This is a genomic window from Rhodopseudomonas infernalis (assembly GCF_022271405.1).
GTDB classification, from domain to species: Bacteria; Pseudomonadota; Alphaproteobacteria; order Rhizobiales; family Xanthobacteraceae; genus Rhodopseudomonas; species Rhodopseudomonas infernalis.
In genome coordinates this window covers 24,926-37,477 of record NZ_JAJNAL010000020.1, presented here as the reverse complement: position 1 = coordinate 37,477, position 12,552 = coordinate 24,926, and the positions used below count along the sequence as shown (strand labels likewise).

The following is a 12,552-nucleotide window of genomic DNA, read 5'->3' as shown; positions in this document are numbered from 1 at the left end:
CGCGGGCTAAGCGGCCCCTATGGCTTCGCGCGCTTTCATCACCGGTATTTCCGGCCTTGGCATAACCGACGAGGAGCGCGAGTTTCTGCGCGAAACCCGTCCGTGGGGATTCATCCTGTTCAAGCGTAACGTCGACAACCCGGCCCAAGTGGCTGGAGTCGTGAGCGAGTTGCGCCGGATCATCGATGCGCCCGACGCGCCTGTCCTGATTGATCAGGAAGGCGGGCGGGTGCAGCGACTGGGACCGCCGCATTGGCCGGTTTACCCGCGCGGCGCAGTGTTTTCCGCGCTCTACGACATCGATTCGCAGCTCGGGCTGACGGCGGCGCGGCTCAGCGCCCGGCTGATCGCTGCCGATCTTGCCGATCTCGGCATCACCGTCGACTGCCTGCCGCTCGCCGATGTGCCGGTCGCGGGCGCCGACGCGGTGATCGGTGATCGTGCTTACGGCAACGAGCCAGCAAAGGTCGCGGCGATCGCCCGGGCGGTCACCGAGGGGCTGCAGCAAGGTTCGGTGCTGCCGGTGTTGAAACACATCCCCGGCCATGGACGGGCGAATGCGGACAGCCATTTCCGCCTGCCGACCGTCGACGCGTCCCGCGAGGAACTCGAACGCAGCGATTTCGCCGCGTTCCAGCCGCTCGCCGACCTGCCGATGGCGATGACTGCACATGTTGTGTTTAGCGCTCTCGATCCCGCCAAACCCGCGACCACTTCTGCGACAATCATCGATCAGGTGATTCGCGGACAGATCGGGTTCCAGGGACTGCTGATGAGCGATGACGTGTCGATGAATGCGCTGGACGGCACGATCGCGGACCGCACGCGCGCGAGTATCGCGGCCGGCTGTGACGTGGTCCTGCATTGCAACGGTAAGCTCGAGGAGATGCGGCAGGTCTCCGCCGAAGTGCCGGAATTGTCAGGTCAGGCGCTGGAGCGCGCCGAGGCGGCGCTGGCGTCGCGCAAGCCAGCGCAGCCGTTCGACCGTACTGCCGCGCGGGCCGAACTTGAAGGCTTGATCAGCCGCGCAGGGATGAGCGCATGACCGCTGAAATTCTGCAATTCGAGACTGGACGCCCGGCGGAGACGGTCGACCAGGACGAGGCGCTCGTCATCGACGTCGAGGGCTACGAAGGCCCGCTCGACCTTCTGCTGACGCTGGCGCGGCAGCAGAAGGTCGACCTGCACAAGATTTCGATTTTGGCGCTCGCCGATCAGTATCTGCTGTTCATCGAGGAAGCGCGGAAGGTCCGCCTCGAACTCGCCGCCGATTACCTGGTAATGGCCGCGTGGCTCGCCTTCCTGAAATCGCGGCTGCTGCTGCCGGAGCCGCCGGCGCAGGAAGGCCCGAGCGCCGAGGAGATGGCGACCGCCCTCGCCAACCGGCTGCGCCGGCTCGAGGCGATCCGCGAGGCTGCGAATGCGCTGATGACCCGGCCGCAGCTGCAGCGCGACGTGTTTCCGCGTGGTCTGGCCGAATCGATCGACGAGATCCGCCATCCGAAATTCACCGCGACGCTGTACGATCTGCTCAGCGCCTACGCCACGCAGCGGCAGTCGCGCGTGCTCACCACCGTGCATCTGGCGCGCCGGACGGTGTGGTCGCTGAGCGAAGCGCGCGCGTCGCTGGAGCGACTGGTCGGGCTTGCGGAGGACTGGAGCCGGCTCGACGAGTATCTGCTCCGCTACTTGCCCGACCCGACGCAGAGGGCAACCGTGCTGGCGTCCAGCTTCGCAGCGGCGCTCGAGCTGGTGCGCGAAGGTGAGGTCGAATTGCACCAGGCCTCGCCTCTGGCGCCTTTGTATTTTCGTAAGCGTCCGCCGTCTCCAGCAATGGAAGCGGCAACCATGCCGGAAGCTCCGGCAGGGTAGTGGAAGAAGGAGAGCGAGCCATGGCAAGTCTGGCGGAGAAGCGCATCGTGGAGTTCGAACCCAAGCTCGAACGCGACGAAGTCGTGACCGAACAGCAGCCGCAGAGCCGGCCCGAGGAGCTGCGTCTTCTCGAAGCCCTGCTGTTCGCTTCACCCGAACCGCTCGAGCAGGCGGCGCTAGCCAAGCGGATGCCCGAGGGCGTCGATATCAAGGCGGCGCTGGCGCAGCTGCAGGCGGACTATGCGCATCGCGGCGTCAATCTGGTCCGCATCGCCAGCAAATGGACGTTCCGCACCGCCGGCGATCTCGCCTGGCTGATGACGCGTGAGACCACCGAGACCCGCAAGCTGTCGCGCGCCGCGATCGAGATGCTGGCGATCATCGCCTATCACCAGCCGATCACCCGCGCCGAGATCGAAGAGATCCGCGGCGTGGTAACGTCGAAGGGCACGCTCGACGTGCTGCTGGAAACCGGCTGGATTCGCCCGCGCGGCCGCCGCAAGACGCCGGGCCGTCCACTGACGTTCGGCACGACGGATGCCTTCCTGGCGCAGTTCAGCCTCGAAGCGCTGAGCGATCTGCCCGGCCTCGAAGAGCTCAAGGGCTCGGGTCTGCTCGACACGCGTTTGCCCACCGGCTTCAGCGTGCCGACGCCATCGGACGATCCGACCCTGCGCGAAGACGAAGATCCGCTCGAGGGGGGCGAGCTCGATCTGGCGCTGGCGCCGCTCGCCGATCCGGAAACCGACGAGGCTCCGCCGGCCGAGGCGTCTGCCGACCACGAACAACCGGAAGGCGAAACCGCTGTCGGCGTTGCCGAGGCGGCTGCCGAGGACAGCGCCGAGCTAGAGACCGGCTTCGCCGAGACGTCTGAGGACGAGGGGCTCGACACCGAGGTTGGCTTCGTCGAAGCCGGAGACGTGGTCGTTGACGACGACGCTGCGACCGGGGAAGAGGCCGCCTCGGAGGACATCGTGCTGGCCGATGCTGACGACAGCGCGTCTGACGACGCTCAAGCTGCAGCCTTTCTTGGCGAGGATGAGACGACCGAGTCTGCCCTCGAAGAAGCAGGTCTCGAATCGTTCGAGGACGAGCAGGGCGAGGTTGAAGCCGACGAGGCTGGCGAGCCGGCGGCGGATGTACCGGATCACGACACCTCTGATCCCGATGCAGTCGGTGAAGAGGCCGACGAGTCGAACGCCGATGAGGCGGAGGATGAGGACGACGATCAGGGCCGCGAGCCGACCTGACGGTAGCGGAGCGGGGCGACGGGAACATCAAGGCCGCGTCAATCACGTCGGCGTTGGCGCGGCTTAAATCCTTGTTTTTGATCGCTCTTGCCCCTAGTTTCCAAGGCAGGGCACAGGCTGGCGCGCCGGTCGAGTTTCGGGAGATTGCAGGATGGGTTCACTCAGTATCTGGCACTGGATCGTCGTCATCGCGGTCGTCCTGCTGCTGTTCGGTCGTGGTAAGATTTCCGACCTCATGGGCGACGTCGCGCAGGGCATTAAGTCCTTCAAGAAGGGCCTGCAGGATGATGAAAAGACTGCCGAAAAGCCCGAGCCCGTGAAGTCGCTCGACCACACCGCGGCGCCCGGCACAGCGCCGAACCGCACCGACGTAGGCAGCAAGGCGGTCTGACCCGGTCGCGCACCGGAGCTGCCGTCGCGCCGCCGCTCGATGAGGCAAACCTGCGGCAGCGCCTATGCGTGCAGCAAACCTCTTGTGGTGATACGTCGCGTCGGGCAGGAGTGTCGCAGGGGCGAGTGATCGCCGGGGCGGATGCCGATCTCGGCCCGCCGGCGCAGTTTGGCATGTTCGGCACATTTCATGTTCGACATCGGGTGGAGTGAACTGGTGGTGATCGGGGTGGTCGCGCTGATCGCGATCGGTCCGAAGGAATTGCCCGGTGTGCTCCGCATGGTCGGGCAGTGGATGGGCAAGGCACGCAAGCTCGCCACCGAATTCCAAGGGCAGTTCCAGGAAGCGATGCGCGAGGCCGAAATGGCCGACCTCAAAAAATCGTTCGACGAGGTCCGCGAGGCGACCAGCGGTCTGGCCACCAACAACATGCTGACCAAGCTCGGCAGCGAGATTTCCGAAGCTGCGGCGATCGACAAGAAGGACACCATCGACACCCCGCCGGTCGAGCCGACTACTCCGGTCCCGCCGACTCCCGAGACCTTCATCGAAGCCACCACGCATCAGGCCGTGACCAGCGAGCCGCTGGCGATCGTCAGCGAAGCGCATACGAGCGGCGCAGAGCATCTTCCGGTGCCGGCCGAGACTCACGCGCTGGCGACCCAGGATATGGCGCCGCCCGATCTATCCCATCCCGCGCCGCCGACTCCGGCGGAGCCCGTCAAGGACGCCAAAGCCTCATGAGCGCCGAGGACATCGAAGCCTCCAAGGCGCCGTTGATGGATCACCTGATCGAGCTGCGCTCGCGGCTGATCAAGGCCCTGCTGGGATTCGGCATCGCCTTTATCTTCTGCTTCTTCTTCGCCAAGCAGATCTACAACGTGCTGGTGTGGCCGTTCGTCTGGGTCGCAGGGGCGGAGAATTCGAAGTTCATCTACACCGCGCTGCTGGAATACTTCCTCACCCAGCTCAAACTGGCGATGTTCGGCGCCGGCTTCATCTCGTTCCCGATCGTGGCCACGCAGATCTACAAGTTCGTCGCGCCCGGTCTCTACAAGCACGAGAAGAACGCGTTCCTGCCGTATCTCGTCGCGACGCCGGTGTTCTTCGCGCTCGGCTCGCTGCTGGTGTATTTCGTCGTGCTGCCGATGCTGGTGCGGTTCTCGCTCGGCATGCAGCAGATCGGTGGCGACGAAACCGCGCAAATCCAGCTGCTGCCCAAGGTCGGCGAATATCTGTCGCTGATGATGTCGCTGATCTTCGCGTTCGGCCTGGCGTTCCAGCTTCCGGTGATCCTGACGCTGCTCGGCCGGATCGGCGTGCTGACCTCCAAGCAGCTCCGCGAGAAGCGCCGCTACTTCATCGTCGGCGCCTTCGTCATCGCCGCGGTGCTGACCCCGCCCGACGTCATCAGCCAGGCCTCGCTGGCGATCCCGCTGATGATCCTTTACGAAGGCTCGATCTTCGCTGTCCGCATCGTCGAAAAGAAACAGGCCGCGGCAGCGGCTGGGGCGGCTGACGCCGAGTCGTCGAAGCCGGCGGAGTAGGGCGGATCGCCCGCGGTTGCGCCGCTCGGGAAGGCTCCTATCCTCTTCCACGAGGGGCGGCAGATGGCTTTCGCATTCGATACCTTGGGTTATGCTAAGCGTTTGAGAAGCGCGGGTGTTCCGAACGAGCAAGCGGAGGCGAATGCCGAGGCGGCACGCGAGTTTGTCATGGCCGAACTGGTGACGAAGACGGATTTGAACGCGGCTATGGAGACGCTGACCTGGCGGCTGACCGTTCGGCTGGGGGGGATCGTGGCGGCCGGTTTTGGCGTGCTGGCTGCGGTCGTGGGCATCGCGGCTGCGATGCTGCACGCGCACTGAGCCCGCCATTCGAGGCGCGAAACCTTCCACGCCCATGCCGGCCTTGTGCCAGGCACCCGCGTCTTCTACAGACCCACTACCGCAAAGACGTGAATGGCCGGGACGAGCCCGGCCATGACGGGGCAATTCCATGCACGACATCAAAGCGATCCGCGACAATCCGCAGGCGTTCGACGCTGCGTTCACGAGGCGGGGGCTGGCGCCGATCGCCGACAGCCTGCTGGCGCTCGACGAGGCGCGGCGCAAGGCGGTGCTGGCGGCCGAGCAGGCGCAGGCGCGGCGCAATGCGGCGTCAAAGGAAATCGGCGACGCCAAGAAGGCCAAGGACAACGCGCGGGCCGATGCGCTGATGGCCGAGGTCGCCGAGCTGAAGACGACGATGGCGGCGCTGGACGCCGCGGTGAAGGAGGCCGACGAGGCGCTGAAAAAGGCGCTGTCGGAAATCCCGAACCTGCCGCTCGCCGAGGTGCCGGAAGGCGCCGACGAGCACGGCAATGTCGAGCATCACCGCTTCGGCGAAAAGCCGAGCTACGCGTTCACGCCGAAGGCTCACTACGACCTCGGCGAAGCGCTCGGCATGATGGACTTCGAAGCCGCCGCGAAGATCAGCGGCGCGCGCTTCGTTGTGCTGAAGAAGGGCCTGGCGCGGCTTGAACGCGCGATCGGCCAGTTCTTCCTCGACGTCCACACCGGCGAGCATGGCTACACGGAGGTGAACCCGCCGCTCCTGGTCAAGGACGATGCGATGTTCGGCACAGCGCAGTTGCCTAAGTTTGAAGATGATCAGTTTCCGACTTGGAAGCAGAGTCCGCTTACTACTCTAGCTGGCGTTCTGGAAGAGACCAGGGTGAGGTTGGAGCGAGAGAGGCGCGATTTACGTACGTTAGAGCCCGAAGAACAAAATCGGGAAATTCAGAAAACGATGGGTTCCGCTCGAGGCCCAGATCGCTATTGGCTTATCCCCACCGCCGAAGTCTCGCTGACCAATCTCGTCCGTGAATCCATCCTCGACGAAAAAGAGCTGCCGATGCGGCTGACGGCGTTGACGCCGTGCTTCCGCGCCGAGGCCGGTGCGGCCGGCCGCGATACGCGTGGGATGATCCGGCAGCATCAGTTCACCAAGGTGGAACTGGTGTCGATCACCACGCCGGAGCAGTCCAAGGACGAGCACGAGCGGATGCTGTCTTGCGCCGAGGAAGTGCTGCGGCGGCTCGGGCTGCATTATCGCGTCATGACCTTGTGCGCCGGGGACATGGGCTTCGCGTCGCAGAAGACCTACGACATCGAGGTCTGGATGCCTGGGCAGGGCGAGGGAGGCGCTTATCGGGAGATCTCGTCATGCTCGGTGTGCGGCGACTTCCAGGCCCGCCGGATGGATGCGCGATATCGCCCTCGTTCAACCAGTTTAGCGGGACATGCTAAAGCGGGGGCCGCCCGTGCGGGTTCAGGGGGGGCCCGCTTCGTCCACACCCTGAACGGCTCCGGCACCGCCGTCGGCCGCGCACTGATCGCGGTGATCGAGAACTATCAGCAGGAAGACGGCTCGATCGCCGTGCCCGAGGCGCTGCAGCTGTATATGGGCGGGTTGAAAGTGATCGCGAAGGCGTGAGGCTGATGACTCTCCCCGTCATTGCGAGGAGCACTCGGATCGGCGCTTCGCGCCGTCCGAGCACAGGCTCCGCGACGAAGCAATCCAGCCCCGTGCTCGGCGCTCTGGATTGCTTCGCTGCGCTCGCAATGACGCTGATACTCGGGGTGACTTTCTTCGCTTCAGTCGTTGCTACGCCCGCTTTCGCCGCCGGCCCGGCCGATCTCATCTCCGAATTCCGCGCCAAGAACGGCGAGGGCAAGGTGGTGATGGATGCGACGCTGAATGCGATTGCGCAGCAGCAGGCGGCCGGGATGGCGGCCAAGGACGTGCTCGATCACGACGTGGTCGGCAACTTCAACAACCGGGTCGCGCCGTCGAAGGCTGGCAGTGCGGCCGAGAACATCGCCTACGGCTACGACAGCTTTCCGAAGACGCTCGGCCAATGGATCAACTCGCCCGGCCATCGCCGCAACCTGCTGCTGAAGGGTGCCTCGAAGGTCGGCGTCGCCAACGCCAAGAGCGCCAGCGGCCGGACCTATTGGGCGATGGTGATCGCCGGCGGTTACGACAAGCCGAAGCCAAAGCCGCCGGTGAAGCCGACCAAGTCAGTCAAAACGGACGCGGTCGCCGCGAAGGGCGCAGCCAAGGACAAGCCGGCGAAGCCCAAGCCGCCTTCACGCGACTGCACGATCAAGATGCTGGGGCTGTGCTTCTGATTGAGCTGCGGTTCGTGCCATCCGCCACTTTTTCGTGTCGATATCGCGTGACCCGCGCAGTATCGACTGGAATCATTCCAGACTTATGCCGCCGTCGCATGAGCCCGATGCTTGCAAGGCCCATTTGGTGCGCAGTTTTCGCCGTAATGCGGACGAATGTCCGCAGCTTGTTTCTAGACCCATTCAAATTGTTTCCGACCCACCACCCACGCATAAGCCCACTCAATTGTTGGTGCTGGGGTACTGGGAATGCCGGTATGGAAAGTCTCGCGACGCGTTGCGCTCGCGAGTTGCAGCTTGTTGATCGGGGATGCCTGCTGGAGCCTTGAGGCCCATGCCCAGACAGCGCTGCCTTCGGTTACGGTCGATGCGCCGAAGCCGGCGCTGGCGCGGCCGGCGCGCGCCGATCGCCGCTCGACTGCAACACAGCAGCGCAGAACGGCGCAGCGAGCCACACCGGCCCAGCCTCCGGCTGCGGTCGCGCCGGCATCCGCGACGACGCTGTCGAGCGCGACCGGGCCGGTCAGCGGCTTCGTCGCATCAGCCAGTGCGACCGGCACCAAGAGCAACACGCCGCTGATCGAAAGTTCGCAGTCGGTCTCGGTCGTGACCCAGGATCAGATCCGCGACACCGGCGCCCGCACGGTCGGCGAGGCGCTGGCCTATACGGCCGGCGTGCAGACGCAACCGTTCGGCTACGACGCGCGCTACGATCAGTTCATGATCCGCGGCTTCTCGAGCACGCAATTCGGCAATTATCGCGACGGTCTGCGGCAGGGTAACGGCCTCTACGTCTATTTCCGCAACGAGCCCTATGGGGCGGAACGCATTGAAGTGCTGCGCGGACCGTCCTCGGTGCTGTACGGCGCCAACGATGCCGGCGGGCTGGTGAACTACGTCAGCAAGATGCCGTTGCCGTATCGGCTCAACGAGGCCGGCTTCGACGTGGGCAATTTCAACCGCTACCAGGGACGGTTCGATTTCAGCGGACCGGTGCCCGGCCACGACGATCTACTTTATCGCTTCACCGGCCTGGTGCGCGACAGCGGCACGCAGATTCCCGGCACCTGGGACGACCGCGTCTTCCTCGCGCCGAGCGTCACGGCGAAGCTCGGCGAGGATACGACCCTCACCATTCTGTCGGAGTACACGCGCAGCAAGGCCTCGATGTGGCCGTACTACATGCAGAACCCGGTCACCGGGCTGGCCACCAATATCCGGCTCGGCGATCCCGCGTTCGACACGCTGAAGATATCGCAGGCCTCGATCGGCTACCGGCTGGAGCACCGCTTCAATCCGGCGCTGACGTTTAGGCAGAACTTGCGCATCGGCCATGCGCGGCTCGACGGCGACATGATCGACGGGCTCGGTCTGTCGGCCGATGGGCGCACGCTCAACCGCTATGCGTCCAACTTCAAGGAAACGCTGAACACCTTCGCCATCGACAGCCAGATCGAGGCGAAGCTCGCCACCGGGCCGATCCGGCACACCGTGCTGGCCGGCATCGATTACTTCAGGCAGGCGACGAATTTCGGCTACTCCGTCGGGTCGGCGCCGCCGCTCGATTTGACCAATCCGGTGATCGGCGTCGCGTTTCCGACCTCCGAGCTGTCGTTGCTCGCCGCCAATCGGCAGACGCTCGGGCAACTCGGCCTGTACGTGCAGGATCAGTTGGCGCTCGGCGGCTGGCGCCTGACGCTCGGCGGCCGGCAGGACTTCTCCGAGCTGTCGCATCACGACGAACTGTCGAACACCAACACCACCAGCACGCCGAACCGCTTCACCGGGCGCGCCGGGCTGCTGTATCTGTTCGACAGCGGCGTCGCGCCTTACGTCAACTACGCGACGTCGTTCCTGCCGCAGGCCGGCACCACGGCGCCGGGGCGGGGCGCATCGCCGTTCGCACCGACCACCGGCGAGTCGATCGAAGCCGGCATCAAGTATCAGCCGCGCGGCTGGAACAGCTATTTCACCGCGACCTGGTTCAACCTGACCAAGGACAACGTGCTGACGGTCGATCCGGTGTTCGGCGCGATGTATTCGGTGCAGACCGGGCAGGTCCGGACACGCGGGACGGAACTGGAGGCCGTACTGTCGCTCGCGGAAGGCCTGAAAGGCATCGCCTCGTACAGCTACACCGAGGCCGAAGTGACGCGCAGCAACGATGCCGATCTCGGCAAGGTGCCGATCGGTGTGCCGACCCAGCAGGCGGCTGTGTTCATGGATTACACCTGGCAGACCGGCGCGCTCGCCGGGTTTGGTCTCGGCGCGGGCGTGCGCTGGATCGATTGGACCTGGGCGGACTCGGCCAATACCGTGCGCAATCCGGCGAGCACGGCGTTCGACGCCGGCGTGCATTACGATTTCCGCGGCATGCGGTTCGCCGTCAACGCGCGCAATCTCGGCGATCAGCGCATCGGCATCTGCAACGGCGGCAACTGCACCTTCACGCAGGGCCGCACCGTGCTCGGCAGCGTCACCGCGCGCTGGTGACCGCCTGACGCCGGGCGCGGAGGCGGCTCGCCTCTGGCCGGCGTTCCCCCGGACGCGCTGCGGTACGCAGCGCCGCTGCGCAGATCCGGGACACGGGCTTGCTTGCAGCAGCGGTCGCATACTCTGAATTTGCCTCGCGCGGCCGGGCCGGATATGACCACGGCCATCAACAACGACCTTCAGAGAGGCGCCCGAGCGACATGCGGATTCTGTGCACCAATGACGATGGCATCCATGCGCCCGGGCTCAAAGTGGTCGAGGAGATCGCGCGGGCGCTGTCCGACGACGTCTGGGTGGTGGCGCCGGAGCTCGACCAGTCGGGCGTGTCGCATTCGCTGTCGCTGAACGATCCGCTGCGGCTGCGCGAAGTCGGCCCGCGCCACTTCGCGGTGCGCGGCACGCCGACCGACTGCGTGATCATGGGCGCGCGGCACATCCTCGCCGACAAGGCGCCGGATCTGGTGCTGTCCGGCGTCAACCGCGGCCGCAACGTCGCCGAGGACGTGGTCTATTCGGGCACCATCGCGGGCGCGCTGGAGGGCACCATTTTGGGCTTCCCGTCGTTCGCGCTGTCGCAGGAATTCACGCTGGAAACCCGCAACGCGCCGCTGTGGGACACCGCGAAGGCGCACGGCCCCGACATCCTTCGCAAGGCAATCAAGGCCGGCGTGCCGAAGAACACCGTCATCAACATCAACTTCCCGGCGTGCCTCGCGAACGAAGTGCAGGGCGTGCAGGTGACGCGGCAGGGCAAGCGCAACCAGGGCTTCCTCAAGATCGACGAGCGCCATGACGGCCGCGGCAATCCGTATTTCTGGATCGGCTTCGAGCGCATCGCCGTGGTCGACATGCCGGCCGAAGGCACCGATCTGGCCGCGCTGGCGGCGCGCTACGTCTCGGTGACGCCGCTGCGTCTCGACCGCACCGACGAGGCATTCTCGGCGACGCTGGCGAAGACGCTGGGGTGAGGCGCGGGGCCGCGTAGGGTGGGCAAAGCGAAGCGTGCCCACGCTCTACGACGCTTCTGAGGGACGAGAGAATCACGCGTGGGCACGGCGCTTGCGCGCCTTTGCCCACCCTACGGGTGATTAGGCCGCGCCGCGAAGGGTGCTGTCGAGGGCCTGCTTCAGCGACTCGATCTGGAACGGCTTCTGCAGGGCCGGGCGGTCTCGGTAATCCTCGGGGACGCCTTGGGTGCCGTAGCCGGTGGCGAAGATGAACGGCCGGTTGCGCGCCTTGAGCACGTCGGCGACCGGTGAAATCACCTTGCCGTTGACGTTGACGTCGAGAATCGCGACGTCGAAATCGGTGGTGCCGGCAAGCTTGACGGCCTCGTTGATCTCGCCGGTTTCGGCCACGACGTTGAAGCCGAGCTCTTCCAGCATGTCGACGACCATCATCCTGATCATGGCCTCGTCCTCCACCAGAAAGACGGAGCCGGCCGGCTTGTTGATCGTCATCGGATTATTCCTTTGGGGCCGCCCCGAAATCCGGCCGGCCATTCGCCTTAAAATCGCAAATATAGCCTTGCGACGCAATCTCAACCTTCTTGGGCCGAGACCCAGTGCAACACAGGCTTGCCAGAATTCCGGCGGCAATCCAACAATTTGATGGAATCATGAAGTCGGCGCCGCGACGCGCGTCGATTCGCGCAGGCGGGCGATAGGGTGATGATCAGTTCCGGGATTGCGGCTCCGCCCGAAAAGATGATGTTTCAGCTGAGCTTGCGTCGCCGCGGGGTCAGCGATCGGGGCGTGCTGCAGGCGATGGAAGCGGTACCCCGAGACCGCTTCGTTGATCCGATCCACCGGCCCAATGCATGGCGCGATACCGCGCTGCCGATCCCGTGCGGCCAGACGCTGAGCCAGCCGTTCGTCATCGCCTACATGACCGAGCAACTGCAGATCCAGCCGAAGCACCGTGTGCTCGAAATCGGCACCGGCTCCGGCTATCACGCTGCGGTGCTGTCGCGCCTCGCAAGCAGTGTCGTCAGCGTCGAGCGATTCCGGACGCTTGCCAACGCCGCGCGGACTCGGCTGCGCGAGCTGAATTACGCCAATGTCGAGGTGCTGCTTGCGGACGGTCTCGCGCTGCCGGACGGGCAGGGTACGTTCGACCGCATCCTGGTGACCGTCGCCGCGCCCGAGTTGCCGCAATCGTTGCTCGATCTGCTCGATCCAGATGGCCTCCTGATCGCACCGATCGGACCTGCGAACGGACGGCAGACGCTGATCCGCGTCCATCGCAAGGGCGATGATTTCGTTCGCAAGCCGCTGGTCGATGTCCGGTTCGTCGCCGCGCTGCCGGGCGTCGCGCGCGAGCTGTGACGCAACTGCATCAAAGCACCGCGTCAAGGCCCGTCTCGGCTCAG

Annotated in this window: 13 protein-coding genes; 12 read left to right on the top strand and 1 reads right to left on the bottom strand. The window is 65.3% G+C overall.

Annotated features, from left to right (window positions below; all coding sequences use genetic code 11):
* The first annotated feature begins 19 nt into the window (after positions 1–19).
* The 11 genes from nagZ (at position 20) to surE (ending at position 11,149) form a co-directional block, all read left to right on the top strand.
* Positions 20–1,045, top strand: a complete 1,026-nt coding sequence (gene nagZ / locus LPW26_RS14770) for a beta-N-acetylhexosaminidase (protein WP_238736172.1) — start codon at positions 20–22, stop codon at positions 1,043–1,045.
* Positions 1,042–1,872 carry a segregation and condensation protein A gene (locus LPW26_RS14765; protein WP_238736171.1) on the top strand — a complete coding sequence of 277 codons (831 nt, stop codon included), beginning with the start codon at positions 1,042–1,044 and terminating at the stop codon, positions 1,870–1,872. Before nagZ ends, LPW26_RS14765 begins: the two co-directional genes overlap by 4 nt.
* Positions 1,873–1,892: 20 nt before the next feature.
* Positions 1,893–3,122 carry an SMC-Scp complex subunit ScpB gene (scpB, locus tag LPW26_RS14760; protein ID WP_238736170.1) on the top strand — a complete coding sequence of 410 codons (1,230 nt, stop codon included), beginning with the start codon at positions 1,893–1,895 and terminating at the stop codon, positions 3,120–3,122.
* Between the two features lie 151 nt (positions 3,123–3,273).
* Positions 3,274–3,513 (top strand): twin-arginine translocase TatA/TatE family subunit, encoded by a 240-nt coding sequence (locus tag LPW26_RS14755; protein WP_238736169.1) that lies wholly within the window; start codon positions 3,274–3,276, stop codon positions 3,511–3,513.
* Between the two features lie 189 nt (positions 3,514–3,702).
* Positions 3,703–4,257, top strand: a complete 555-nt coding sequence (gene tatB, locus LPW26_RS14750) for a Sec-independent protein translocase protein TatB (RefSeq protein WP_238736168.1) — start codon at positions 3,703–3,705, stop codon at positions 4,255–4,257.
* Positions 4,254–5,060: a twin-arginine translocase subunit TatC gene (tatC, locus tag LPW26_RS14745; protein WP_238736167.1), complete on the top strand. Its 807-nt coding sequence runs from the start codon at positions 4,254–4,256 to the stop codon at positions 5,058–5,060. The genes tatB and tatC overlap by 4 nt, the downstream gene beginning before the upstream one ends.
* A 63-nt stretch (positions 5,061–5,123) precedes the next feature.
* Complete coding sequence (locus tag LPW26_RS14740; RefSeq protein WP_238736166.1) at positions 5,124–5,381, top strand: hypothetical protein; 258 nt, start codon at positions 5,124–5,126, stop codon at positions 5,379–5,381.
* 130 nt (positions 5,382–5,511) lie between these two features.
* Positions 5,512–6,990, top strand: a complete 1,479-nt coding sequence (locus LPW26_RS14735; protein WP_238736165.1) for a serine--tRNA ligase — start codon at positions 5,512–5,514, stop codon at positions 6,988–6,990.
* 128 nt (positions 6,991–7,118) lie between these two features.
* Positions 7,119–7,688, top strand: a complete 570-nt coding sequence (locus tag LPW26_RS14730; protein ID WP_238736164.1) for a CAP domain-containing protein — start codon at positions 7,119–7,121, stop codon at positions 7,686–7,688.
* Between the two features lie 297 nt (positions 7,689–7,985).
* Positions 7,986–10,181: a TonB-dependent siderophore receptor gene (locus LPW26_RS14725; protein ID WP_238736163.1), complete on the top strand. Its 2,196-nt coding sequence runs from the start codon at positions 7,986–7,988 to the stop codon at positions 10,179–10,181.
* Positions 10,182–10,381: 200 nt separating this feature from the next.
* Complete coding sequence (gene surE, locus LPW26_RS14720) at positions 10,382–11,149, top strand: 5'/3'-nucleotidase SurE (RefSeq protein WP_238736162.1); 768 nt, start codon at positions 10,382–10,384, stop codon at positions 11,147–11,149.
* 120 nt (positions 11,150–11,269) lie between these two features.
* Here the strand turns inward: surE and LPW26_RS14715 are convergent, their stop codons facing one another.
* Complete coding sequence (locus tag LPW26_RS14715; protein WP_238736161.1) at positions 11,270–11,641, bottom strand: response regulator; 372 nt, start codon at positions 11,639–11,641, stop codon at positions 11,270–11,272.
* 210 nt (positions 11,642–11,851) lie between these two features.
* Here LPW26_RS14715 and LPW26_RS14710 point away from each other — a divergent pair, with 210 nt between their 5' ends.
* Positions 11,852–12,508, top strand: a complete 657-nt coding sequence (locus tag LPW26_RS14710) for a protein-L-isoaspartate(D-aspartate) O-methyltransferase (RefSeq protein WP_238736160.1) — start codon at positions 11,852–11,854, stop codon at positions 12,506–12,508.
* The last annotated feature ends 44 nt before the right edge of the window (positions 12,509–12,552 follow it).